Origin of the sequence: Rhodococcus sp. APC 3903, from assembly GCF_030407755.1 — a bacterium.
In the GTDB taxonomy this organism is placed as follows: domain Bacteria; phylum Actinomycetota; class Actinomycetes; order Mycobacteriales; family Mycobacteriaceae; genus Rhodococcus_F; species Rhodococcus_F erythropolis.
This window is the reverse complement of record NZ_JASDCV010000006.1, coordinates 102,353-126,827: the sequence shown is the minus strand read 5'-3', so window position 1 is coordinate 126,827 and position 24,475 is coordinate 102,353. Positions and strand designations below refer to the sequence as shown.

The following is a 24,475-nucleotide window of genomic DNA, read 5'->3' as shown; positions in this document are numbered from 1 at the left end:
GAGATGGCCGACAAGATCGAAGACGCCGGAGCAGGATTGTGGGAGCCGGTGCGTCCTGCCGAGCCGACGCGGCGCGAGCTACGCACATCCGCGCCCGAGCCGTCATCCGACTCGGTTCCCAGTGATGTTCGCAGTCTCTTCGTGGCCCCGGTCGACTCCGGCCCGCTCCAGCAAGTCGCCGGCCAGGCGCCCAGTGCACCCGCCGCTCCGCCGCCGGTGACGACCTCAGCGGCTCCGGCGGCGCCGGTACCAGGTCCCAAGACTCCGGTCATCCAGTATCCGGCAGCACAGCCCGGCCCGATCAACGGCCAGTTCTCGACCTCGCCCGCGATGCCGATGCAGACCTACGAACCTACGAATCGTGCAGGGTCGGTTCCGGATTCGCGAACTGGCGCTCCGCAGCCTGTCCAGAATTCGCTGCCTGTCCAGAATTCGCTGCCTGTCCAGAATCCGCAGCCTGTCCAGAATTCGCAGCCCAGTCCGACCGCGCATGGATCCGCGAGACCGCTCCAGCACCCGCAGGCGCCTTTTGCGCCCGGCGTGCATCCGCCCAATCCCGTGATTCGGCAGTTCGGGCACCCCGGCGCTGCGCCGGTGCAGAACGGCCACGCCCTCCAGAATGGTCAGGCCATGCCGATGGCCCCGCCGACAGCGCCACCTACTCGCGCTCCGATGCCGCAGACCGGATTCAACGCGGCTCCGGACAGTCGCTTCGAGTCAGCTCTCCCGATGACTGCGCAAGATCTCTCGGCTGCGCTCCTCGTCAAGCGGCCTGTCCGGCCTGCCCCGGTGGGTGGCTGGCGCAAGGCGCTGTACACGTTGTCCGGCCGATCGGTGAACCTCGGAAACGGTGCAAAGGAGCAGCACCTCGTCGAGTTGACGCGCCAGATCAACCAGCCGCTGCAGGGCTGCTACAAGGTTGCGGTGCTCAGTCTCAAAGGTGGCGTCGGAAAAACCACGACCACTGCGACACTGGGGTCGATGTTCGGCTCGATCCGTGGCGATCGCGTCGTCGCTGTCGATGCAAACCCCGACCGGGGAACGCTGAGCCAGAAGATCCCGCTCGAAACTCCGGCAACAGTGCGAAACCTGCTGCGCGACGAGAACAGCATCGAGAAGTACAGCGACGTCCGTGGCTACACATCGCAGAATCGCCACCGGCTCGAAGTGCTTGCCTCCGACAGCGATCCAGCAGTTTCAGAGGCCTTCAGCGGCGGGGACTACACGCGCACGGTCGACATGCTCGAGAAGTTCTACAGCATAGTTCTGACCGACTGCGGCACCGGATTGATGCACTCGGCGATGCAGGCCATTCTCGAAGGTGCAGATTCGTTGATCGTCGTCAGTTCCGGATCTGTCGACGGTGCACGTAGCGCCTCCGCGACACTTGATTGGCTCGACGCTCACGGTTACAGCAGGCTGGTCGCCACGTCCGTAGCGGTCATCAACGCGGTACGGCCTCGCTCGGGCAAGGTTGATCTGCCCCGGGTCGTCGAGCATTTCGAGCAGCGCTGCCGAGCGGTGAGACTGATTCCGTTCGATCCGCATTTGGAAGAGGGCGCCGAAATCGATCTGGACCGGCTGCGTCCAGGTACTCGGGAAGCGGTGCTGGAATTGGCTGCGGTGGTTGCGCAGGACTTTCCGGCCTCCCCGTTCGCGTTGCCGGGGCGGTAATCGGATAGCCGGGTGAGCCCGGACGCTACGTCGACGTGTCAGTCGGCGGTACGTCCGGCCCTTCCGTGCGCTTGCGTCGTGTTTGCTGGTTCACATTCCACAGGAATTCGGGATCGTCGTCCGGCCCGCGTACGCCGCTCACCGGGGTACGCGTCGACGGATCGGGCCCGAACGCCTTCCACATCAGAACGATCAATGTCACCAAACCCACCAACGCCAACAGATACAACACGGCGCACCTCCTCAGGGAACTGAAGTCGAGCCTACTCAGTCTCCGGCCCGCTTCACCAGAAGTGGTGCGGACAAGCGTTTCGGCTCAGTGCGCTAGTGCTGTATCTGTCGGGTACTGCAAGATCTGTCGGGTACTACAAGTACTTCGACGTGAGCGAAAGTTGCTCAGTTGTTGTCCGCTTCGGTGGTCAGCGAGCGCAGAAGCTGCATGACCTCGGTCTCACGGAATCGACGATGTCCTCCTGGTGTGCGAAGCGAGCCCAGTCGTCCTGCGTGTGCCCAGCGGGTCACGGTCTTGGGATCGACATGAAACAATGCCGCTACCTGTCCGGGCGTCATGAGTGCGTCTGCGGCGGTATTGAAGGTTGGTGCGCTCATTGTGAGGTCCTCCATGTTGATGTCGAACGTTTGACGAACAGTGATTCCGAACCGAGCAGTGATTCCGAACTTTGGTTCCGAACCGTTGTGTCGACCAGTTGCCAAAAACCTGCGTCGAGTTTGTTTCGAAGTCCTTCGCTCACATTCGACCGTTTTCTGAGTGGTAGCGCAATGTTTGCACAGATATAGCCGGGTAGTCGATCTTTCAAGATAAAGTAATGTTTAAGTAAAGGACAAAATGGATATAGCGGGCTCAGTCCCACCCGTATTCGGAATGGGTAACCTGAGAGGGTGAGTCAGTTGTCTGAAAACCCCGAAAATGTTCCTTCTGAGCCGGTCAAGGCCAGTAAACCCTCCGCAAACTCTGGGCAAGCAAAGTCGGCTGCCGGGCCGGTGACCAAGGGTCAACTAGCCCGCGACGTGGTGCTGTACTCGGTCGCTCGGCTGCTGCTTGTCGTCGTGATCGGTGCCGTCATCATCGGTGGCGGAAAGCTCGCCGGCACCGACGTTCCCCTGATCGTCGCGGCACTGTTCGCAGTTCTGATCGCGCTGCCGCTGTCGCTGCTGCTCTTCGCGAAACTGCGCAAGCGTGTCAATGCGGGCATCGCGGCGGTCGACGCCCAGCGTCGGTCCGATCGTGACGATCTTCGCTCCAAGCTGCGCGGAGACGGGCGGTGACCACGGAGTCGCTCGACGTCGACCGTCGGACCTCGCGCCAGTGGGTCGACAACGCGGTGCGGCTGATCGAAGCCGACGCGCAACGCAGCGCGGACACTCACCTACTGCGCTATCCGCTGCCGAGTAACTGGACCGTCCAGCTCTATCTGAAGGACGAGTCGACCCACATCACGGGGAGTCTCAAGCATCGACTCGCACGGTCGCTTTTCCTCTACGCGATCTGCAACGGCTGGGTTACCGAAGAGACCACCGTCATCGAAGCGTCGTCCGGTTCGACGGCTGTCAGCGAGGCGTATTTCGCGAAGTTGCTCGGCCTGGATTTTGTCGCGGTGATGCCCGCGAGCACGAGTCCCGCCAAGATCGCACTGATCGAGGCGCAGGGCGGACGTTGTCATTTCGTGAGCGATCCGTCCTCGATCTACTCGGAATCGCATCGGCTCGCGAGTGAGTTGAACGGTCACTACATGGACCAGTTCACCCACGCCGAGCGCGCGACGGACTGGCGTGGAAACAACAACATCGCCGAATCGATCTTCACTCAGCTCGAGCACGAGGAACATCCGATTCCCGACTGGGTGGTCGTCGGAGCCGGGACGGGCGGAACCGGCGCCACGATCGGCCGCTTTCTTCGCTATCGGAAATTCGACACGGGGCTGTGCGTGGTAGATCCGGAGCACTCCGTGTTCTTCGACGCGTGGCGAGCGAGCGATCCGTCGATCGTCGGTACACGGGGTTCCCGGATCGAGGGCATCGGCCGTCCGCGCGTCGAACCGTCGTTTGTCGGTCAGGTGGTCGACCGAATGATCAAGGTGCCGGACGCAGGCTCGATCGCGGCCGCCCGGCACGCCAGCGCAGCCCTGGGGCGCAAAGTAGGTGGCTCGACGGGGACGAACCTGTGGGGAGCTTTTGCGTTGATTGCCGAGATGATGGCAGCCGGGCGCAGCGGCAGCGTCGTCACGCTGCTGTGCGACGGCGGAGAGCGTTACTCGGGCACGTACTACAACGACGAATGGGTGGCGTCCGAAGGGATCGACCTGCTCGGTCCGACGGCAGTGTTGGACGAGTTCGTCCGTTCCGGTGCGTGGACCGCCAGTTCCTGAATCGCCGGCGACGGACCGTGTGACGGGCGGCTCATCGTCACCCGCGGCCAGGCGTCCAGCCCGGACGACTGCTCGTCCGTTCTGATGCGTATCAGGCCGGGAGAGAGCGTGTTCTCGGCCAGGCGCACGAACCCGAGTCGCTCGTAGTACGGCGCGTTCCACGGAACGTCGACGAACGTCGTCAGAGTCACGAGATCGTGGTGATGGTCCGCCGCCCATTCGGTGACGGCGTCGATCAGCTGAGCTCCGAGGCCTTTGCGGGCATGATCGGGGTGAACGGAGACCTGTTCGATATGTGCACCGCCGTCCACGATCTCGACGAGCGCATACGCAACGGGTACGTCGTTTGCGTCGGTCTGAACCCAGATGTGCTCGGCTGCGAGAAAATCGTTCAACTCGTCGAGCGTCGGCGGTGGATCGTCTGCGATGGCGTCCATCCCGATGTCTCGGAACGGTTCGCCCGCGGCGATCTCGATCTGTTGCAGTGCGGGTAGGTCGGTGGATATGGCCGAGCGGATCACAGAAACCGTTTTACCTCGAGAGCGGAGTTTCTCCCAGCGCTACGCCTTCTGTAACGCAAACCTACGCAACCGTAGGTTGTGTATCGTTTGGTCAAGGGGCACTTCTCCAGCGAGGGCGGATCATGGGCAATCCTGAAGTTTCACTCGACAATTACGAGGCTGTGTACGAGTACTACCGCAGTCATCAGCAGAACCGATTTGTGGCGAAGCTCGCTTATGCCGCATTGGCGCTGAAGTACCGCCCGCGAGTGAGGTACGCGCCGGGTGCGGAAGCGGCGCTGAAGACTCTGCTGGAACGAAAGACGCAGTTGGTCGTGGCAGTCAATCATCTGACCGAGAGCGACCAGTTCACGCTCGCGGCGACCGCGTGGCGTACTCCGTTGCGTCGAGTGATCGGACGGACCCGGGTCCTCGCCAAAGACGAACTCTTCGTTGATCCTTCACAGCGCAAGAAGGTCGACATGATGGGCAGCATCCCGGTTTTTCGCAGCAAGAACTACGGCCTCCGTGCAGTTTCGGATGCCGGCCGAGTGATGATGGACGTCGCGGCCGAGCGGCTGGGCAACGGGGATTGTCTGGCGATTTTCCCGGAAGGGACGTGCAACACCGAAGATCCGACGCGGCTGCAGCACGTCAACAGCGGAATCGGCCACATCGTCGCGCGCGCCGAGAAGTTGGGATGCTCACCGGCCCTGGTGTCGATCGGCATCAATTACGGTCCGGTGGCCGGCGACGTCAAGGCTGCGAGTGTCTTTGTCGGAATGCCGGTGACCGAACTTCCGGACAAGCCGATGGATATCGCCCGAACTGTGCAGGCCGACTTGCAGGTGGCAGTGGACGGGGCCGTCGCCGGGTACTAGGCGCGCCTGTCAATTTTGGTTGACAAATTCCGGTTGTCAACCTAAATTGACAACATGACCGAAGCAACCTCTCTCGCTGCTGCCGCCGGTAGCCCGGATCCCACCGAGGGATTGCGTGCTGTTCGAGCGCTGCGTCGTCTACTCGAAAAACTCGAGGCCATTCAGGTCGCCAATGCGCGCCGCCACGGATGGTCCTGGCAGGCGATCGCGGAAGCTCTCGAGGTCAGCCGTCAAGCCGTCCACAAGAAATACGCGTCCGCGCAGTCGGAATCGATGCTGCGTTCACTGCGCGAGAAGGGCAGGTAATTGCCATGTTCGAAAGGTTCTCCGCACAGGCTCGTGGCGTCGTTGTCGATGCTGTCGCCGGATCCGGTCCGGTCACGCCGATGGAACTTCTGACCGCGCTGCTCACCTCTGATCGGGGCATCGCCACCGAGGTGCTCACCGAGTCCGGTGTCTCCCTCGACGTGATCCACCACGCCGGCGCCGGATCGAACGAAGGTAGCTCGAACAATTTCGACGACGACGCCGAGATACTCAAGTCGATCGGCATCGATCTCGATGCGGTTCGGGAGAGTCTCGAGCAGTCCTTCGGCGAAGGTGTGCTGGACGAGACGCCCGTGCCGGACGGTGTCGATACTTCGCGGAAAGGCCGATTCGGGTTTCCTCGTTCACGATTCGAGAAGGACTCCAAGAAGGTGTTGGAACTCTCGCTTCGTGAAGCGCTCGCGCACAAGGACAATCGAATCGGTGCCGAACACATCCTGCTCGGCATCCTGCGTGTCGCCGACGGGCCTACCCGTCAGGCCCTCGAAACGCAGGTCACGATGTCGGTGATCCGTGAGCGCTTGGAAGCGAAGATGAATCGCGCCGCCTAGATTCGGCACGGCTCCGCATGCACGGGGCGGGATGTGCCAGCATTCAGACATGACATTTCTGGCACGTCTCATCATCAACGGCATAGCCATCTGGCTGGCGTCGGCGTGGGTCACCGGCATCACGATCGCCAACCACGACAACGGCACCTGGGGCACGGTTCTCGTGATCGCGGTGATCGCTTTGATCTTCACGGTGGTCAACGCCTTCATCAAGCCGGTAGTGCAGCTTCTCTCACTACCGCTGCTCATCCTGACCCTCGGACTGTTCACGCTGGTGATCAACGCCCTGATGCTGATGCTGACGGCGTGGATCTCGTCCGGTACGTCCTACGGCTTGACGGTCGACGGCTTCTGGACGGCAGTCTGGGGCGCGCTGATCATCTCGATCGTGAACTTTCTGCTCAGCGCGTTCGTCCCCGACAACCGTTGAGGACGTCGACGTTCAGGCGAGACTGAGCGCAACTGCGGTCGCGGCACCCCAGACGAGCATGGCGAGTCCGGTGTCGCGCAACGCGGGGATCAGAGCCATTCCCTGGCCCCCTGAACGCAGCGGGGCGTTGGCTCGGATTGCCAGTGGCAACGCCAGCAATCCGAGCAGGGCCCACGGAGTACGCAGGATCAGCAGCAAGGTCGCGACGAACGGGACGGCCAGCAGGATCACGTGCAGCGTGCGGGTCTTCGCGTCGCCGAGCCGGACTGCGAGAGTGATCTTTCCGGACTCGGTGTCGGTCGGGATGTCTCGAAGATTGTTGGCAACGAGCACCGCGCTCGAGAATGAACCGATGGCGATCGCGCCGGCCAGCCCGGCCAGATCCACCCGTTCGGCCTGTACGAATTGAGTTCCCAGCACTGCGATCAGCCCGAAGAAGATGAACACGGCGATCTCGCCGAACCCGCTGTATCCGTACGGCTTCTTGCCGCCGGTGTAGAACCAGGCACCGATGATGCAGAACACGCCGACCGCAACCAGCCACCAGGCTGTGGTCGCCGCCAGAACGAACCCGGCTACCGCGGCAACGGTGAAGCAGCTGATCGCTGCGGCCTTCACAGCTCCGGGACTGACCAACTTCGATCCGACCAAGCGCAGTGGCCCGACGCGGTCGTCGTCCGTTCCGCGGATTCCGTCGGAGTAGTCGTTCGCGAAATTCACCCCGACGATCAAGGCCAAGGAGACGATCAGTGCCAGGAGCGCCTTCCACCACACTGCGAGGTCCAGGGACGCCGCGGCTCCGGTGCCGACCAGCACGGGCGCAATCGCGTTCGGGAGTGTGCGCGGCCTCGCGCCTTCGATCCATTGAGCAGCTGTTGCCATACAACGATCTTTGCACTGTGCAATACGATCGAACGCGGTGGATCAGCACATGACTCGAGACGTGAGTGAGCGCGCCAGGTACGCGCAGTCGGGCGAAGACCCGGCAGACATTGCCTTGCTCGGACCCATTTCGACCAAAGTGGGCGAACGTCTGGTTCCGTTGCCAGGTCCGCGAGCTCGAACTCTGCTGGTTGCGCTGGCTCGCAATCCGGGTGAGCCCCGTACCGCGCAGATCCTGATCGACGACGTCTGGGGGCTGGAGCCGCCGCGCTCACCGATGAACGCCCTCCACACTCAGGTCTCGCGCCTGCGATCTGCACTTCCGGACGGGGCGCTCGAAGTCACGGCGGCCGGATACCGGCTCACTCTCGCTCGGGAGCGTGTCGACCTGGCCCGGGCAGCGGACGCCGCCCGTCGTCTGCGCGCTGGCGGCGCCGACGCGTCCGAAGCACTCGCCGTCACGACCGCGGCGCTGCGCCTGTGGCGCGGTACCCCCGGGAGCGACGTGGTCGGCGACGTCGCAGATCGCCTGGCGCTCGACGCGGGCCGCGTGTACGACGAACTGGAGTCCGTGCAGATCGACGCGTTGCTCACGTTGGGGGAGTACGCGGCCGCCATTCCACTGGTGCGCGGACGCCATCTGTCGAGCCCGTTCGACGACACAGCGGCCGAAACATTGATGCGTGCGCTCGCCGGAGCCGGCCGAGTCAACGAGGCACTCGAAGTGTTCGCGGAGTTCCGCAATCACCTCGCCAATCGCCTGGGCGCTGATCCGTCACCCGCACTGGTGGCTCTGAACGCGGAACTTCTCGGGGCACCTGCGGCAACACCGCGAGCTGCGCGGGCGATCGGTCTACGCGCTGCCCCCAACACCTTGCTCGGTCGCGACAGCGACATCGACCAGATCGAATCCTTGCTGGCTCGCTCACGTGTGGTCACCATTCTCGGACCTGGTGGCGCCGGAAAAACCCGTCTCGCACACGAATTGGGCCTACGCGGATCCGTGAACCAGCCTGGCGTCGCGGTGGTACTCGTGGAGTTTGCGTCGTTGCGCAGCAGCGAAGATGTCATCGCGGCCATCGGCGGCACCCTCGGAATCAGCGAATCCGATCTGGCGCCAGGCAAATTGACCGTCGGCCGGACGCATTCGGCGCGAGAGCGACTCAAAGAGGCGTTGTCCGCCGGTCCGATGTTGCTCATCCTCGACAATTGCGAGCACGTGATCGGCGCGTGTTCGGAGATCGTGGCCGAGATGATCGCGGCCGGTCGTCAGCTGACGGTACTGACCACCAGTCGTTCGCCGCTCATGATCAGTGCCGAGGCGGTGTACCCGTTGCCGCCGTTGGCGATCGACGACGGAACCGGCTCGGCAGTCGAACTCTTCTCGGCGAGAGCACGTGCGGTGCGGCCGTCCGTTCATCTGGACGTCGATGCGGTCGTCAAGCTGTGTACGACGCTCGACGGACTCCCGTTGGCGATCGAGCTCGCGGCTGCCCGGGTCCGCACGATGAGCGTCGACGAAATCGGTTCGAGACTGCGAGATCGGTTCGCGTTGTTGCGCTCCGATGATCCGACGTCTCCGGATCGGCATCGCACGCTGCACGCGGTGATCGATTGGAGCTGGAATCTGTTGGGCAGCGGGGATCAGATTGCGCTGCGTCGATTGTGCCGATTCCCGGCAGGTTTCACGCTTTCCTCGGCGCAGGCCGTTGCCGGGTGGGGAGAGTTGAACGATGTGGCCGGCGCTGTCGAAGCGCTGGTCAATCAGTCACTTCTTTCCGTCAGCGACGGGCAGGGTGAGCTTCGGTACTACATGCTCGAGACGGTCCGCGAATACGGCGAGGAGCAGCTCGCCGCGTCCGGAGAGGGGCCGGAAGTGATCCGGCGCCTGGATGTCTGGGCAATCGCGATCGCAGAGGACGCCGTCGTGCGTGCACGCACGGATCAGTTGCGCCTGATTGCCGACCTCGACGCCGAGCACGACAACCTTCTCGCGGTTCTTCGCTGGGCTGTCGAGCGCGGCGACGCGGTGACCGTAGCCAACGTCTTTCCTGTCCTCGCGATTCTGTGGGCCGTACGAGGATCGAATTCGGAAGTCTCGAACTGGGCGTCGAAGATCGTCGGGGCGACCGCGGACAACGATCTACGCGATGTAAATGCAGAATTGGTGGGCGCGACGTTCATTCTGGTGGCGATGCATCTGTTTTTCGCGGAGACCGATCGAAACCATGCCCGCGCGCGGGTTCGTCTTCGAAAGCTGTTGCGTGATCGCGATGATCTCGGTCCGTTGTTCGCATTTCTGATCAAGCTGACCACGAGTGGGATCGCCAACCACAGACTTGCGCGTTTGGTTGCGGAAGGCGTTCGCAGTTCCGACCCCGAGACCCGAATGGCTGCGCTGTCCGCGCGTTCGAATATGCGCGAGAACATCGGGGATCTGCGGGGCGCATTGCTGGACGGGGAAGCGTTGTTCGACTACGCGACCAATGCCGGTGACGAGTGGGGCCTTGCGATGGCGGCCCAGCATGTCGGGTCGGTCCACAGCCAATCCGCGCGATATGGCGAGGCCATCGAGTTCTACGCGATTGCGGCGGCGTCGATGGAACGCCTCGGTGCACGTGACGAGGCGATGCAGCTCATCTGCTTTCAAGCCGGAGCAATGATCGCATCCGGTGACACCGCCGGCGGGCGAACACTTCTCGATCGGGCACGCCCGGCCTTGGCGCACTCGGGTGGGACCGGTGCCATCGAAACCGATCAACGGCGCGCGGCGCTGATGGCGAGCATCGCCGAGGCGGATCTCGCCGACGGCCGAATCGACGAAGGGTTGGCCAGGTATCGAGAAGCACTGGAGTTGTTGGGCTCTGCGATCGAGAACATCTTCGGTGATCCCTTCGTCGTTCTGCTCGGTGCTGCGGCCGTGTGTGCTCACGTCGTTCACGGCCGACATGAACTCGTGGCAAGTCGTGTTCTGCAGATGAAGGATTCGAGTGCTCTCAAGTTCGATCCCAAGGGTTATGCGGACCTGCCGCTCGCGGGTTCCTTGGCGTCGGCGATCGGGTCGTTCGATCTTGTCACGGGCAACATCGATCGAGGGGTCGAACTGATGGCTCTGTCGTTGAAAATGCCGGGGAGACAGGACTTCGTCTCGCTCCACCATGCGCGTCTCTCCGACTTCGCTGTCGGTGTGGTGGGAGTCGACAGGTGGTCTGTGGAAACCGAGAAGGTGTCGGGCTACTCACGCAGAGCGGTCCGCGAAGCAGTGTTGGCTGCGCTTCGCGGACCGGTGCTGGATTAGAGCTGGACGATGTTGCGGGACTTATGTCTTGCGCATGTACATCCGGACGGTCAGGGGCGCCATGACGGCAACGATCACCGCGGCGCCGACCAACGACCACACGACGTGGATACCGAAGTGACCGTCGTTGGCCAGCTCGCGAACCGCGGTCACCAAGTGTGAGACCGGATTGACGTTCACGAACTTCTGAAGCCAACTCGGCATGGTGGCAGGATCGACGAACGCATTCGACAGGAACGTCAGCGGGAACAGCACGAGCATCGAAACACCCTGCACCGTGGACGCTTTGTTCATCAGCACGCCCATGAGGGCGAAGATCCAGCTGATGGAGAACGCGCACACCATGACCAGGATCGCGGCAGACAGAATGCCGACCACGCCGCCTGCGGGGCGGTATCCCATCGCGAAACCGACGATGAACGTGATGGTCGTTGCGATGCCGTAGCGCACGACATCGGCGAGCAATGCGCCGGACAGCGGGGCGATACGAGCGATGGGAAGGGATTTGAAGCGGTCGAACACGCCCTTGTCCATGTCCTCACGAAGCTGAGTGCCCGTGACGATGGAACCGGTGATGACGGTCTGGACGAGGATGCCGGGGATGATCGTCGGCAGATATGCCGTCACGTCACCGGCGATCGCGCCGCCGAAGATGTACGTGAACATCAACGTGAAGATGATCGGCTGGATGACGACGTCGAACAGTTGCTCGGGGTTGTGCTTGATCTTGAGAATTCCGCGGTACGCCATCGTGAACGTGTTCGCGAAGCTCTGCTGCAGGCTGATGCGGCGGGGTGCGGCATCCGGCTGGGCTATCGGCGACCGGGGTTTGGTGAGGGTGGTTGTCATGCGACGCTCCGATCGGAGTCGTTGTCGGACTGGGCGTCGTTGCGTCCACCGTCTTCGGGCTGGTGCCCGGTAATGGTCAGGAACACTTCGTCCAGGCTGGGTTTCTGTACGTTGATCTCGTCGACGGCAATTCCTTGCTCACGCAGGCGGATCAACAGGTCTGCGGTGATCGACGGGTCGCTCAGTGGTGCGGTGATCCGCCCGACTTCGGGGGTGACACCCACCTCGACGCTCAGCGCAGCCGCGATGAGCGAGCGAGCTTCCTCGGTTCGGTCACGGTCGACCAACTTGAGCTGGAGGGAGGAGATCCCGACCGAAGCCTTGAGTTCGTCGGCGGTGCCGTTCGCGATCACGCGACCTCGGTCGATCACTGCGATGCGATCGGCCAACTGATCGGCCTCGTCGAGGTACTGCGTGGTGAGCAACACCGTCGAGCCCTCGGCGACGAGTCGCCGGATGGTCACCCACATCTGGGCGCGGGTGCGCGGATCGAGGCCGGTGGTGGGCTCGTCGAGGAACAGGAGCGGCGGGCGAGCGATCAGACTGGCCGCCAGATCCAGGCGCCGACGCATACCGCCGGAGAAGTTCTTCAGCGGCTTGGTTGCGGCCTCGACCAGGTCGAACTCCTCGAGGAGTTCGAGGGACTTGGTGCGCGCATCGCGGCGGCTCAGGCCGAGCAACCGGGAGAAGATCACGAGGTTCTCGGTCGCGGTCAGGTCCTCGTCGACGGAGGCGTACTGCCCGGTGACGCCGATCAGGGAGCGGACCGCGGTGGGTTCACGGCTGACGTCGTGACCGAAGATGCGCGCCTCACCGCCGTCGGGGCGAAGGAGGGTGGCGAGCATGCGGACAGTGGTGGTCTTGCCGGCGCCGTTCGGCCCGAGGACGCCGAACACCGAGCCGGTGGGGACGGTGAGGCTGACGCCGTCGACCGCGCGGTGCTCGCCGAACTTCTTGACGAGTCCGTCGGCCTCGATGGCAAGAGGCGAAGCTGTGTGGTTCATGGGATGAAGCTTGGCAGATCGATCTTGCATGGACCTTGCGTGGAACTTGCGGTTACTTGCACAGCGCGCGAGGTCGGTGCTCCACAACCGGCAAACAATCCCCAGACGGATCTTGCTTGTCGGTGTGCGGGCGCGGCGGCATCACGCTCGCTGCATGGAGATTCTCACGCGGGCACAGGCTCACCGCGACGGCACCAGCGACGCGCAGTTGCAGCGAGCGGTCAGGCGCGGCGAGCTGCACCGAATCGCAGCGGGGATCTACATGCGCGCCGATCACTTCCGCGAACTCGATGCGAGAGCACGCCACCGCTGCGCTGTCATGGTAGCCACCGAAAGCTGTGGACCAGGCGCAATCGTGAGCCACGCTTCGGCAGCGGTCATGCACGGATTGGATTGCGGCGGATTGCGATTGGGCACCGTGCACATGACGCGTAACCGGTGCTCGGGTGGGCGGAAGAGTCAAACCTTGCATCTTCATCCGGCAGTGGTCCCGGCCGAGGAGGTCGTGCTGATCGACGGCGTCGCAACCACGTCGCTTGCGCGAACGTTCGTCGACCTCGCACGGACGACGCCGTTCGAGACCGCCGTGGTGATCGGTGATTGCGCCCTGCGACGTGGGATGAGGCGTGAGAACGTCGACGCTTCGCTCGATCATGCGCGCGGACGGCTGGGAATGAGTCGCGCTCGAGTGGCGGCGACGTTCATCGAACCAGGTGCCGAGAGTCCGGGGGAGTCCATCAGCCGGGTACGCATGCGCGACGACGGTTGGCCGATGCCGACCCTGCAGCACGAGATCCGTCACAGCGGACGGTTCATCGCTAGGGTCGACTTCTTCTGGAAAGAGCACGGTGTGGTGGGCGAGTTCGACGGGATGGTCAAGTACCGCGGCGACAATCCGGGTAGGGCGGTAGAGCGCGAGAAACTGCGGGAGGACGCGATCCGGGACGCGGGGTTCGAGGTGTTCCGGTGGGTATGGGCGGATCTTCGCGACTTCGAACGCGTCCGCGAAAGGTTCGAGCGGGCTTGCCTCCGCGGAGCCGCGCGCTGATTGTGCAGCCGCGGCGCTGATCAGGCCTGCGGCTGAACAATCGGGCTGCGGCTGCTAGCTGAACCGAGCCACCAGGGCGGCGCGGTCGAGCTTGCCCGGCCCCCGGAGCGGCAGTGCGTCCACGACGAACAGCTCGCGCGGCGCCGCGGTGACGTCGAGTGTCCGCTGAGCATGTGTGCGTAGTTCGTCGAGCGTGGGAGCTTCGCCCTCGGGTACGACCACGGCCACCACCCGCTGCCCCAGCCTCTGGTCCTCGACGCCGATCACCGCGCACTCGCGAACGGCGGGGTGATCGGCCAACGCGGCCTCGACCACCTGCGGTACGACGGTCAGCCCGCCGGTGGAGATTGCCTCGTCCAACCGGCCGCTGATGCGCAGGACTCCGTCGACCACCGCTCCGGCGTCGTCGGTCCGGAACCAACCGGGTTCGGCGAAAGCGGGGTGGTCGGGAAGCCCGCGGTACCCGGACGCGAGCATCGGTCCGCCCAGCAGTACTCGCCCGTCGTCGATACGAATCTGCGCTCCGGACAACGGGATTCCGTCGTAGACGCAACCGCCGGAGGTTTCACTCATCCCGTAGGTGCGGACGACGGTGATGCCCGCTTCGGTGGCCTGCGCGAGTACCGGCGCGGGAGTCGCAGCGCCGCCGAGCAGAACCGCGTCGAGTGACGCCAGCGCCTCGACCGCGGCGCGATCACCGAGCGCCTTGACCAACTGCGTCGGCACCAAGGAGGTGTAGCGGCGCGGTCCGCTCATCGCGGCGACGGCGCCCGGAAGCGCTGCCGGGTCGAAACCCGCACTGACGTCGACGATCACCGGTTGCGTTCCGGCGAGAACACTGCGCAGCAGAACCTGCATACCGGCGATGTGGTGCGGAGGGAGAACGAGCAACCAGGATCCTGTGCCGCCGAGGCGTTCGTGGGTCGCGTCGCCGCTGGCACGCAGGGCATCAGCACCGAGCATCGCGCCCTTCGGCGTTCCCGTGGTTCCCGACGTGGCGACTACCAGCGAGACGCCGTCGTCGATGGGCTGATCGGGGTGCAGAGCGTCGCTCAGTCGGGCCGTCTCGCGTGCGTCGGCAGCCGGGACGGGGAGTACGGCGTCGTGCTCGCCGCCCAGGATCTGCGCGACGGCAGGCAATACCTCGAAAGCCGCCTCGCCCTGCGGAACCGCGAGTGTGCGAAGAACGTTCACCGGATGTCCGGCCCGGCAAGGGGCCAACCACCGTCAGCCAGATGGCTTCGCACGCGGTCGACATCGGTTTCGAGAGGCATCTCGTTGGTGATCTTCGTGATGAGGACCTGGATGTCGGTCTTCTCGATGGGCAGATCGCCGTCCTCGATCAACGCGTCGGCGACGGCGTCGACCTCGGCCTCGGAGAGTCTGCGGGTGAGGAGTGCGAAGAGCGGGATGTAGTCCTGTTCGGGGACGCCATTGGGATAGCCGGCCCGCAACCAGCCGACTATCGACGTGAGGAAGGGCGGAAGAGCCATGACGTCAGCTCACATCTCGAACTTCGTTGTCGGCGTCCACGTCTTCGATGACCGGCCACCCACCTGCGCGCAGTCTTTCGGTGACACGATCGACGTCGTCCTCGGACGGCTCCTCGTTGAGGATCCCCTCGATGATGGCGCGAATCGTGTCGTAGTCGACGTGGCGGTCCGGTACCTCGTGCGCGGACTCGATGGACATCGAAACGACCTGCTCGATCTCCTCGTCGGTCAGACGTCGACGGAGAACCGCGAGCAGGGCGAAATGATCCTTGTCCGGGATGCCCTCGGGGTACCCGGCGCGTAGCCAGTCGAGCACGCTGCGCAATGAATACTTGCTCAAATCCTCGGCCTCATTTTCGTTTCGGTGGTTTCAGTGGTGTGCCGCGACGACCACTCAGAAGACGTGGATTCCGAACGTGCTGGCCAAGAAGTTCTTCATCAACAACAGAATTCCGGCGAAGATCGTGACGAGCACGATCGCAAAACAGAGGTACGCACCCATTTTACCCAGGGTGGTCGGTCCTTCGGTGCCGTCGGGATTCGGCAGGCTCAGCGACTTGAGGCCGAATGCGAAGATCGCCGGCAGTCCCGCTCCGAAGAGCAGTCCTACTGCCACTACCTGCCAGAGCGAATCGAGGGTATCGGTGAGTAGATGCATTCTCTTGCGCCCCTTTCAGGAGTTGCGGGTGGCTTCGGTGGACGGAGTAGATTCGGCTGCCGGGATCTCGGCAATTGCCGCATCTGAATTCTCGTCCCATTCGGCGGTGACGTTCGCCGCGTCCACGGGTTCCTTACGCGAGCGTATGTACATGAAGATCGCGAAAGCGATGAGCGCGGCGAAGACGACGAGCACGCCGGCGAGTCCGCCGACCAGATGCGCAAGAGCCCAGCAGATAGCTCCGACGACGGCAGCCGACGGCAATGTGATCAGCCAGGCTGCGGCCATTCGGCCGGCGACACCCCAACGGACCTCGGCGCCCTTGCGGCCGATACCGGTACCGAGGATCGATCCGGTGGCGACGTGGGTGGTCGAGAGGGGGAGTCCGAGGTGGCTCGACGTGAGGATGATGGCGGCGGACGACGCTTCGGCTGCCAGACCCTGCGGCGCGGCAATCTCGACGAGGCCCTTGCCCAGTGTGCGGATGATGCGCCAACCGCCGAGGTAGGTGCCGAGGGCGATCGCGACGGCACAGGTGAACTTCACCCAGAACGGCATCTCGGTCTCGGCGGTGATGGTGCCGTGAGCGACCAGGGCCAAAAAGATGACGCCCATCGTCTTCTGGGCGTCATTGGTGCCGTGTGCAAGTGAGATCAGGGAGGCGGTGCCGATCTGGCCGAAACGGAAACCGCGCTCGCGCTCGTCTTCCTTGACGGATGCGGTGATGCGGTACACGAGCTTGGTGCCGACGCCCGCGACCAGAGCAGCGACGACCGGCGCGAGGATTGCGGGGACGACGACCTTGGTCAGCACTCCGCCCCACTCGACTCCGCCCATACCGATGGAGGCGATCGCGGCGCCGATCAATCCGCCGAACAGAGCGTGCGAGGAGCTCGACGGCAATCCGAGAAGCCAGGTCGCCAGGTTCCAGATGATTCCGCCGACAAGACCGGCGAACACGATCAGCAGCAGATCCTGCCCACTGACCGCGCCGAGGTTGACGACACCTTTGGCTACCGTCGCGGCGACCTCGACGGACAGGAACGCACCGACCAGGTTCAGGATCGCGGAAAGTGTGACCGCAACTTTGGGCTTGAGTGCACCGGTCGCGATGGAGGTGGCCATTGCGTTACCCGTGTCGTGAAAACCATTCGTGAAATCGAACGCGAGGGCGGTGACAACTACCACCAGGAGGATTACGAGCTCTGCGGTCACAACGTGAATTGTGCGTATCGAACGCGTAAAAGTACAGCGAACGGGATGCGAACAGGGCCTCCGTGGAGTACGTCCCCGCGCGTGGGCTGCGGCGCTGCCGTTCGCGATGTGTTCAGCGCCACGAAATCCGAACCCTGTGTGGGACCTCACTTTTTGGTCTCACTCACCGGGAAGGCACATTCGGACCGTTTTAAACGCTGATTACCTACGGGCACCGAGCGCACCGGAACAGGGGTTTCACCTCTGTATCTCGGTGTCTGTCAGTGAGAAGGAGAGCTCCGACCGTGAAGCCCAACAAGTCCACGAAGCTGATCGTGGCACTCGCAGCGACCGCCGTTCTGGCATCAGCGTGCGCATCGAATCGTGGTGACGATCCCTACGCCGTCGCTGTCGGCGGATCAGGCGTCAGCGCCGATCTTGCGTCGAGCACATCCGACGCGAAGTTCGGCACCCTCGATTCGCCGTGTGGAGAAGGCGATGCCACCGGCGCAACCGATCAAGGCGTCAGCGACACCGAGATCAAGATCGGGTTCGGTGACGACCGCGGGTACGTGAAGTCTCCCGGGTTGAACAAGGAAATGAGCGATGCGGTGAACGCGCTCATCTCGTGGTGCAACGATCAAGGCGGTATCAACGGCCGCAAGGTTGTCGGTACCGACTACGACGCCGCGATGACGCAGGCCAACTCGGTCATGCAGGAAGCGTGCGCGAGTCAGTTCATGATGGTCGGCTACGGCTTCGCGATGGATCAGACCGCGGAGCAGACGCGTGTCGCGTGCAACCTGGTGTCCGTGCCAGGCTTCACCGTCTCGCCGGACGCCGCGAACGGACCCATGACGTTCCAGGGAGTTCCGTTCCCCGTCGACTACGCGAACGGTTCGCAGTGGTTCCAGATGGCCGAGATGCATCCCGATCTGGTGAACGACTTCGACGTCGTCAACAGCACGATGCCCACGATCATCAGCTCCACCACGAAGATTCGTTCGATCGCCGAGGCTGCGGGCTTCAAGCTCAAGGATTGCGGCGTCACACTCAACTACGAGGGCGAATCGAGCTACGTGCCGTTTGCCGAGAAGTACAAGGAGTGCGGTGCGAAGGGTATCTGGACGTCACGATCGGCAAGCCCGTCGGAGCTGAACTTCGTGAAGGCGCTCGATCAGGTCGGGATCGATCCCATCTTCTTCGGTGAAGCCACCTGGTACGGCGCGACCGTCTCCGATTGGAACAAGGACACCGGACTGCTCGACAACCTCAACGCGGGCATGACCTTCCAGATGCTCGAGAACGCGGACAAGGTGCCCGCAGTGAAGAAGTACGTGGATCTGGTTTCCGAGCAGGGTGGCAAGACTGCGCTTCTCGGTATGCAGGCGGCGTCGTCGTTCCTGCTGTGGGCGGCCGCCGCGGACGAGTGCGGCAGCGATCTGACGCGTCAGTGCATGGTCGACGAACTCTCGAACATTCACGAGTGGGACGGCGGCGGATTGCATGCCGTCACCGATCCCGGCAAGAACATGCCGGCCACCTGCGGACTCATGACCTCGCTGAAGGGCAGTACCTACTCGCAGGCCTTCCCGTCCACCGCGGGCGAATTCAAGTGCGACCCCAAGTACCTCGTCGCGACCGACAAGAGCACCTGGGGAACCGAGCTCGGCGCTGACCGCGTTTCGACGAAGTACCAGAACGCCAACGTCATCAAGCCGCAGTCCTGATTCTTCCGACTCGGGCGGCGAGCGCCAACCGCCGCCCGAGTCCCTAACGAGGGTTCAGCCATGAACACTTTTGTCACTTTCACGATCCTGGGCCTGGTCCTGGGGTCGGTGTACGCGATCGCTGCCTCCGGGCTGGTGCTCACGTACAACACGTCAGGCATCTTCAACTTCGCGCACGGTGCACAGGCAATGCTCGGTGCGTTCATCTACTGGCAGTTGCGCTACGGCTGGGAACTTCCCACGGTTGTCGCCTTGCTGATCTCGTTGGTCCTGGTCGGTCCGCTGATGGGTCTCGGCCTCTACGTCCTGATCATGAAGGGGCTACGCGATACCGCCGAGGTCACCAAAATCGTTGTGACGGTATCGATCCTGCTCGGAATGCTCTCGATCTCGCACTGGTTCTGGCATCCCGAGACCGCCCGAACGATGCAGATGTTCTTCGGTGACCAGTCCAAGATCACGGTGTTCGGCGCGAGCATCCGCTACCACGAGCTGATCTGCATCCTCGTCGCGATCGCGATCGCCGTCGGCCTGCGTATTCTTTTCACGCGCACCCGTGCCGGTGTTGCGATGCGCGGTGTCGTCGACGATCCGGAACTACTGCGCCTCAACGGCCACAATCCGGAGCGTCTCGCGGCACTGTCCTGGGCGATGGGTTCGACGCTCGCAGTCCTGGCCGGCATCCTGATCACCCCGATCAGTGGCGGCACACTCGAGGCGAACATGTTGACGCTCTTGGTGATCGACGCGTTTGCCGCGGCCATGTTCGGTCGGTTGCGCAGCATCCCACGCACGTTCGTCGGCGCCGTGGTTCTCGGGCTTGCCGGTACGTACGTATTGGCGTACTTTCCGACCAGTTGGAGTTGGACGTCGAATTTCCGTGTCTCCCTACCGATGATCGCGCTGTTCGTCGTACTCATCGTCCTACCTCAGGACCGCCTGCGCGGCGCGGTCACTCGTACTCGTGAGCGGTACCACGTTCCGAGCGTGCGCAAGGCCGTCGTCTGGGGCGTGGCACTGATCGTCATCGTGTACCTGATCCGTCTGCTGATGGTGACGTCGGCGGTCACGACACTGACCATCGGAATGACTTTCGCGATCATCGCACTCTCGCTCACACTCCTCACCGGCTACGCGGGTGAATTGAACTTGGCGCCGGTATCTTTCGGCGCTATCGCGACCATCGTGGCCTTCCACTTCGGGATCTCAGGTTCCGGGTTGGCTGCGCACCTCAACCTGTGGGGCATCGTCGTCGGAGTCCTCGTCACCGCAGTGATCGGTGGCCTCGTCGCCCTGCCGGCGCTGCGGCTCAGAGGGCTGTATCTCGCGCTTGCGACCATGGCATTCGGAGTGTTCCTCTCCAACATGGTCCTTCGCGACACCACCGAACACGAGATGTTCGGCATGAAGTATTCGCTGTTCAAAGACGGCAACATCGCCCTCCCGCCGCTGAAGATCGGCCCGCTCGATCTGAGCAACGAAACGGTGTTCCTGATGACCGTGACCGCGCTGTTCTCGGTACTCGGCGTCGGCGTCATCGCGTTGCGTAACAGCGGCTACGGGCGCCGTCTCGCTGCGATGAAGGACAGCCCGGCCGGTTCGGCCATGCTCGGCCAGAGCCTGGTTCGGCTCAAGCTGAGCGTCTTCATGATCTCTTCAGGGATCGCCGGTCTCGGCGGCATTCTGATGTCGAGCGCGATGGGTTCCGTCTCGGGCGAGAGCTTTGCCATCATGGTCAGCCTCTCGCTGCTCATGCTGACCGTCGTCGCGGGCATCGGATACGTCACCGGCGCGCTGTTCGGTGGACTCATGGCCGGAATCGGCTTTGCCGTCATCATGGTCTCGTTCACCAATCTGGCTTCGGCGCAACCGGAGCTGGAGGGAATGTGGCTGCTGCTGGGCAACATCGCGGCCGTCAGCCCGGCCCTGATCGGCATCGGTGTCGGCGCGAACCCCAGTGGCACCGTGCACAGCGTGATCGAGGGCTACCGTCGGCTCACCGATGCCAGGCCGGTTCTGATCGGCGGCGCCGCAGTCGTTCTGCTGACCTACGTCCTTGCTCTGACCGGCGTACTCGGCAACTGGTGGTTCGCATCCATCACGATCGCGGTGGTGTTCATGCTGCCCGTGATCGGCGAGATGGTCATGCCCCGTGCGGTTCTCACTCCGGAAGAATTGGCAGCCAAGGCGACAGTCGTTCCCGAAGACGTCGGGATCGACGTCCCGTACAGCCCCGAGATCCGTGACGAGATCGACCGCGAACTGGGGATTCCTCAGTACCAGGGCGGCTCGCCGAAGGAGTTGACCGCCCATGTCTGATGCACCTCTTCTCGAAACACGCGGTGTGAGCGTTCGTTTCGGTGGGCACGTCGCGGTCAAGGACGTTTCGCTCACCGTGCAACCCGGAACCGTGACGGGACTGATCGGACCGAATGGTGCGGGCAAGACGACGCTCTTCAACACCATCACCGGGCTGCAGAAACCCACGTCCGGTCAGGTGTTCCTCGGCGGCGTCGACGTGACGAAGCTGCCGCCGCACAAGCGGGCAGGTCGCGGGCTTGCGCGTACCTTCCAGCGGCTCGAACTGTTCGTCTCGCTGTCGGTGCGTGACAACCTGCGTGTCGCGGGAGACATCCACAAGGCGAACGGCCGCAACAAGATCGACGTGGACAGCGAGACGGATCGTCTGCTGGAGCTGACCGGGCTGACGGATGTCGCGGACAAGGACGTCGCGGACATCCCCACCGGACGCGCCCGCGTCGTCGAAGTTGCACGGGCGCTCATGACCGACCCGCGAGTGCTGCTGCTCGACGAACCGGCCTCGGGCCAGACCGAGCAGGAAACCGAGGTCTTTGCCGAGATGCTCACCGAGCTGGCGGCGGGTGGACTCGGAATCTGTCTGGTGGAGCACGACATTCCGCTGGTGATGAAGGTGTGCTCGACCATTCACGTGCTCGACTACGGCGCAGTCCTCGCATCGGGTGATCCGGAGAAGATCCGGACGGATCCGGAAGTGATCGCGGCCTACATCGGGACCGAGGAGGAGGCGGTATGACTTCAGCGAAAATTGGCGAGGCGAAAATCGACGAGGGCATACGCAGCCCCGACCGCGCCGAACCGTTGCTCGAACTGTCCGGTGTCCGTGCCGGTTACGGATCCATCGAGGTTCTGCACGGGGTGGATCTGGTACTCGAACCGGGCGCAGTGGTGGCGCTGCTCGGACCCAACGGTGGTGGCAAGACGTCGACGCTCAAGATCTGCTCAGGCGTCCTGCCGGTCACCCGCGGCGAGTTCCGGCTCGCGGGCCAGGTCGTGAACGGCGTCGAGCCTTCGGAGTTGGCGAGGCTGGGCGTCTGCTCCATCCCCGAGGGACGCGGGATCTTCGCAAACCTGACCGTGCGCGAAAATCTGTGGATCGCCACGGGAACGGGCGTCGGGTTGGCCGAACTCGAAGAGGTTGCGTACAGCAGGTTCCCGATCCTGGGGGAGCGGCGCGGGCAGTTGGCCGGATCGATGTCCGGCGGCGAGCAGCAGATGCTGGCGCTGTCACGGGCGCTCGGCACTCACCCGACGGTGCTCCTGCTCGACGAGCTGTCGATGGGTCTCGCACCGCGAATCGTCTCGCAGATGTACGACGTCGTCGGCTCGCTTGCAGCCGAAGGCATTTCCATTCTCGTCGCCGAGCAGTTCGCACGAGCGGTGCTGCCCATCGCGACCTCGGCCGCACTCATGTTGCAGGGACGCGTCGTGGAGACCGGCGATCCCCTCGACATCGAAAACGAACTTTCTACCAGTTATCTAGGAGGATGACGATGACTACTCTCGCCGAAGATCGCCGTGAGGAATTCAAGAAGAACATCGCAGAGTTGAAGCTGGACAAGAAGCAGGCAGGCGGCGACGCTGCGACGCGCATCGCCGGCCTGGTGCTCATGGTCGTCGGTGTGGTCGGCGCCTTCGTCGTCTACATCTCTTCGCTGACGCTCTCGGACCTGCGGGATCTGGTGTCGTACCAGATCCTCACCGTGGTTTTCCTCGCCCTGACAGTGGTCGGTGCCGCACTCTTCCTGGCCGCATCGGTGGCAAAGGTACTGCGGCTGTGGTTGGTTCGCCAACTGCTCGAGGGTCAGGCCCAGACAGATCAGATCTCTCAGGCGCTGAGCACGCGCAACTGATCTCTGCGAAGAACCGACAGATGCCCGCCACGAAAGTTGTGGCGGGCATCTGTCATTGCTCGGCTACAGTGGTGTCTCGACTACGCGGACGGTGGCCGGGAATCGCGTCGGATGGGATGGTCCTCCGGGATCTGCACCATCACGATCGGTGTCCCGTCCGGGTCGGCGATCCACATCTCGTGTAGACCCCACGGTTCCTGTCTTGCCTCGCGCGCGATCTTCACCCCGGCGAGAACCAGTTCGGTCTGAACGGCAGTGAGGTCACGGACCTGCAGCCAGATCGCGCCGCGAAAGCCACCCTCGCCGGTGCCGCCGTGCGCAGCGACTTCGATCAGCCCTTGGCCGGCGAAGAAGACTGTGCCGCCGGGATATTCACGAGCGATCGCCAGACCGAGGGTGTCTCGGTAGAAGCTCAGCGTTCGTTCGTACTCGCTCGGGCGCAATATCGTACGGCTACTCAGAATCTCCACGTCCGACCTCCCTCTCGCACCTACTGTGTCAGAAATACCAGGGATATGGTGACCAGTCGGGATCACGCTTTTCGAGGAACGAGTCACGACCCTCGACGGCCTCGTCGGTCATGTACGCCAAACGTGTTGCCTCACCGGCGAACAGCTGCTGGCCGACCAACCCGTCGTCCTGCAGGTTGAACGCGTACTTGAGCATCCGCTGTGCCTGCGGCGACTTGCCGTTGATCTTGCCTGCCCAGTCGATCGCGACGTTTTCGAGTTCCGCGTGGTCGACAACCTTGTTGACCGCGCCCATCTGATGCATTTCCTCGGCGGTGTACGTCTCACCCAGGAAGAAGATCTCGCGAGCGAACTTCTGGCCCACCATCTTTGCCAGATAGGCGCTGCCGTAGCCGCCGTCGAAGCTTCCGACGTCGGCGTCGGTCTGCTTGAACCGTGCGTGCTCGCGGCTGGCGAGCGTCAGGTCGCACACCACGTGCAGGCTGTGACCGCCGCCCGCAGCCCAACCGTTGACCAGGCAGATCACGACCTTAGGCATGAAGCGGATCAGGCGCTGGACCTCGAGGATGTGAAGGCGTCCGGCGCGTGCTTTGTCGACGGTGTCCGCCGTTTCACCTTCGGCGTACTGGTAGCCGCTGCGGCCACGGATGCGCTGGTCTCCGCCCGAGCAGAACGCCCAGCCGCCGTCCTTCTCGCTCGGTCCGTTGCCGGTGAGCAGGACCGCTCCCACGTCGGAGGTCATACGGGCGTGATCGAGCGCGCGGTACAACTCGTCGACGGTGTGCGGGCGGAACGCATTACGTACTTCCGGTCGGTCGAAGGCGACGCGAACGGTGCCTTGACTGACGTGCCGGTGGTACGTGATGTCGGTGAGGTTCTCGAATCCGGGAACAGGGCGCCAGAGCTGCGGGTTGAAGGTCACCTCAG

At 63.4% G+C, this 24,475-nt stretch carries 27 protein-coding genes; 14 read left to right on the top strand and 13 right to left on the bottom strand.

The window, feature by feature from the left end; all coding sequences use genetic code 11:
* Positions 1–3: 3 nt before the first annotated feature.
* Complete coding sequence (locus QMA15_RS10555; RefSeq protein WP_290284339.1) at positions 4–1,674, top strand: MinD/ParA family protein; 1,671 nt, start codon at positions 4–6, stop codon at positions 1,672–1,674.
* A 25-nt stretch (positions 1,675–1,699) separates the two neighbouring features.
* On the opposite strand, the gene QMA15_RS10550 is transcribed toward QMA15_RS10555, so the two are convergent.
* Together QMA15_RS10550 and QMA15_RS10545 are read right to left on the bottom strand one after the other, a co-directional pair.
* Positions 1,700–1,906: a hypothetical protein gene (locus QMA15_RS10550; protein ID WP_019744349.1), complete on the bottom strand. Its 207-nt coding sequence runs from the start codon at positions 1,904–1,906 to the stop codon at positions 1,700–1,702.
* Between the two features lie 164 nt (positions 1,907–2,070).
* Positions 2,071–2,283: a BldC family transcriptional regulator gene (locus QMA15_RS10545; RefSeq protein ID WP_003942029.1), complete on the bottom strand. Its 213-nt coding sequence runs from the start codon at positions 2,281–2,283 to the stop codon at positions 2,071–2,073.
* A 393-nt stretch (positions 2,284–2,676) separates the two neighbouring features.
* Between QMA15_RS10545 and QMA15_RS10540 the strand changes: the two genes are divergently transcribed.
* Entirely contained in the window at positions 2,677–2,961 is a 285-nt protein-coding gene (locus QMA15_RS10540; protein WP_007728513.1) for a DUF4229 domain-containing protein, read from the top strand.
* Positions 2,958–4,061, top strand: a complete 1,104-nt coding sequence (locus QMA15_RS10535; RefSeq protein WP_047889756.1) for a PLP-dependent cysteine synthase family protein — start codon at positions 2,958–2,960, stop codon at positions 4,059–4,061. The genes QMA15_RS10540 and QMA15_RS10535 overlap by 4 nt, the downstream gene beginning before the upstream one ends.
* Here the strand turns inward: QMA15_RS10535 and QMA15_RS10530 are convergent.
* On the bottom strand, positions 3,959–4,582 hold the full coding sequence (locus QMA15_RS10530) for a GNAT family N-acetyltransferase (protein ID WP_283384610.1): 624 nt from the start codon (positions 4,580–4,582) through the stop codon (positions 3,959–3,961). The genes QMA15_RS10535 and QMA15_RS10530 overlap by 103 nt on opposite strands.
* Before the next feature lie 122 nt (positions 4,583–4,704).
* On the opposite strand from QMA15_RS10530, the gene QMA15_RS10525 reads away from it, so the two are divergent.
* The 4 genes from QMA15_RS10525 to QMA15_RS10510 are packed head-to-tail and all read left to right on the top strand — an operon-like array spanning position 4,705 to position 6,750.
* A complete protein-coding gene (locus QMA15_RS10525) occupies positions 4,705–5,442 on the top strand; it encodes a 1-acyl-sn-glycerol-3-phosphate acyltransferase (RefSeq protein WP_007728504.1) in 738 nt (245 codons plus the stop codon).
* A gap of 54 nt (positions 5,443–5,496) precedes the next feature.
* A complete protein-coding gene (locus tag QMA15_RS10520; protein WP_003941869.1) occupies positions 5,497–5,748 on the top strand; it encodes an HTH domain-containing protein in 252 nt (83 codons plus the stop codon).
* A gap of 5 nt (positions 5,749–5,753) precedes the next feature.
* Positions 5,754–6,320 (top strand): Clp protease N-terminal domain-containing protein, encoded by a 567-nt coding sequence (locus QMA15_RS10515; RefSeq protein ID WP_031333051.1) that lies wholly within the window; start codon positions 5,754–5,756, stop codon positions 6,318–6,320.
* 49 nt (positions 6,321–6,369) lie between these two features.
* A complete protein-coding gene (locus QMA15_RS10510) occupies positions 6,370–6,750 on the top strand; it encodes a phage holin family protein (protein ID WP_003941998.1) in 381 nt (126 codons plus the stop codon).
* A 12-nt stretch (positions 6,751–6,762) separates the two neighbouring features.
* On the opposite strand, the gene QMA15_RS10505 is transcribed toward QMA15_RS10510, so the two are convergent.
* On the bottom strand, positions 6,763–7,632 hold the full coding sequence (locus QMA15_RS10505) for a 1,4-dihydroxy-2-naphthoate polyprenyltransferase (protein ID WP_019744341.1): 870 nt from the start codon (positions 7,630–7,632) through the stop codon (positions 6,763–6,765).
* A 49-nt stretch (positions 7,633–7,681) separates the two neighbouring features.
* Here QMA15_RS10505 and QMA15_RS10500 point away from each other — a divergent pair, with 49 nt between their 5' ends.
* Positions 7,682–10,930: a BTAD domain-containing putative transcriptional regulator gene (locus QMA15_RS10500; protein ID WP_279164389.1), complete on the top strand. Its 3,249-nt coding sequence runs from the start codon at positions 7,682–7,684 to the stop codon at positions 10,928–10,930.
* Between the two features lie 21 nt (positions 10,931–10,951).
* On the opposite strand, the gene QMA15_RS10495 is transcribed toward QMA15_RS10500, so the two are convergent.
* Positions 10,952–11,779, bottom strand: coding sequence for an ABC transporter permease (locus QMA15_RS10495; protein ID WP_003941848.1), 828 nt, complete (start codon positions 11,777–11,779; stop codon positions 10,952–10,954).
* The gene (locus QMA15_RS10490) at positions 11,776–12,783 is read right to left on the bottom strand and encodes a daunorubicin resistance protein DrrA family ABC transporter ATP-binding protein (RefSeq protein WP_003941960.1); all 1,008 of its coding nucleotides are present in this window, start codon (positions 12,781–12,783) and stop codon (positions 11,776–11,778) included. Before QMA15_RS10490 ends, QMA15_RS10495 begins: the two co-directional genes overlap by 4 nt.
* A gap of 154 nt (positions 12,784–12,937) precedes the next feature.
* On the opposite strand from QMA15_RS10490, the gene QMA15_RS10485 reads away from it, so the two are divergent.
* Entirely contained in the window at positions 12,938–13,831 is an 894-nt protein-coding gene (locus tag QMA15_RS10485; RefSeq protein WP_279164388.1) for a hypothetical protein, read from the top strand.
* A gap of 54 nt (positions 13,832–13,885) precedes the next feature.
* Here QMA15_RS10485 and menE read toward each other — a convergent pair whose 3' ends face one another.
* Genes menE through QMA15_RS10460 form a run of 5 tightly spaced genes read right to left on the bottom strand, consistent with a single transcriptional unit; the run spans position 13,886 to position 17,197 of the window.
* On the bottom strand, positions 13,886–15,025 hold the full coding sequence (menE, locus tag QMA15_RS10480; protein WP_041814793.1) for an o-succinylbenzoate--CoA ligase: 1,140 nt from the start codon (positions 15,023–15,025) through the stop codon (positions 13,886–13,888).
* Positions 15,022–15,324, bottom strand: coding sequence for a DUF3349 domain-containing protein (locus QMA15_RS10475; RefSeq protein ID WP_019744336.1), 303 nt, complete (start codon positions 15,322–15,324; stop codon positions 15,022–15,024). Before QMA15_RS10475 ends, menE begins: the two co-directional genes overlap by 4 nt.
* 4 nt (positions 15,325–15,328) lie before the next feature.
* Positions 15,329–15,664, bottom strand: coding sequence for a DUF3349 domain-containing protein (locus QMA15_RS10470; RefSeq protein WP_019744335.1), 336 nt, complete (start codon positions 15,662–15,664; stop codon positions 15,329–15,331).
* 54 nt (positions 15,665–15,718) lie between these two features.
* On the bottom strand, positions 15,719–15,982 hold the full coding sequence (locus QMA15_RS10465; protein WP_019744334.1) for a membrane protein: 264 nt from the start codon (positions 15,980–15,982) through the stop codon (positions 15,719–15,721).
* Positions 15,983–15,997: 15 nt separating this feature from the next.
* Entirely contained in the window at positions 15,998–17,197 is a 1,200-nt protein-coding gene (locus QMA15_RS10460) for an inorganic phosphate transporter (protein WP_099697448.1), read from the bottom strand.
* A 284-nt stretch (positions 17,198–17,481) separates the two neighbouring features.
* Between QMA15_RS10460 and QMA15_RS10455 the strand changes: the two genes are divergently transcribed.
* From QMA15_RS10455 to QMA15_RS10435, 5 genes are read left to right on the top strand one after another with little or no spacing between them, the layout of a single operon-like run.
* Positions 17,482–18,906 carry an ABC transporter substrate-binding protein gene (locus QMA15_RS10455; RefSeq protein WP_020968953.1) on the top strand — a complete coding sequence of 475 codons (1,425 nt, stop codon included), beginning with the start codon at positions 17,482–17,484 and terminating at the stop codon, positions 18,904–18,906.
* A 60-nt stretch (positions 18,907–18,966) separates the two neighbouring features.
* Positions 18,967–21,225, top strand: coding sequence for an ABC transporter permease (locus tag QMA15_RS10450; RefSeq protein WP_019744331.1), 2,259 nt, complete (start codon positions 18,967–18,969; stop codon positions 21,223–21,225).
* A complete protein-coding gene (locus QMA15_RS10445; RefSeq protein ID WP_020968954.1) occupies positions 21,218–21,961 on the top strand; it encodes an ABC transporter ATP-binding protein in 744 nt (247 codons plus the stop codon). The genes QMA15_RS10450 and QMA15_RS10445 overlap by 8 nt, the downstream gene beginning before the upstream one ends.
* Positions 21,958–22,716, top strand: coding sequence for an ABC transporter ATP-binding protein (locus tag QMA15_RS10440; protein WP_264614102.1), 759 nt, complete (start codon positions 21,958–21,960; stop codon positions 22,714–22,716). Before QMA15_RS10445 ends, QMA15_RS10440 begins: the two co-directional genes overlap by 4 nt.
* 2 nt (positions 22,717–22,718) lie before the next feature.
* Positions 22,719–23,078, top strand: coding sequence for a hypothetical protein (locus QMA15_RS10435; RefSeq protein ID WP_003942018.1), 360 nt, complete (start codon positions 22,719–22,721; stop codon positions 23,076–23,078).
* Positions 23,079–23,158: 80 nt separating this feature from the next.
* Here QMA15_RS10435 and QMA15_RS10430 read toward each other — a convergent pair whose 3' ends face one another.
* Both QMA15_RS10430 and QMA15_RS10425 read right to left on the bottom strand, forming a co-directional pair.
* Positions 23,159–23,548, bottom strand: a complete 390-nt coding sequence (locus QMA15_RS10430) for a VOC family protein (RefSeq protein ID WP_003941917.1) — start codon at positions 23,546–23,548, stop codon at positions 23,159–23,161.
* A gap of 28 nt (positions 23,549–23,576) precedes the next feature.
* Positions 23,577–24,470 (bottom strand): 1,4-dihydroxy-2-naphthoyl-CoA synthase, encoded by an 894-nt coding sequence (locus QMA15_RS10425; RefSeq protein ID WP_024487301.1) that lies wholly within the window; start codon positions 24,468–24,470, stop codon positions 23,577–23,579.
* Positions 24,471–24,475: the final 5 nt, after the last annotated feature.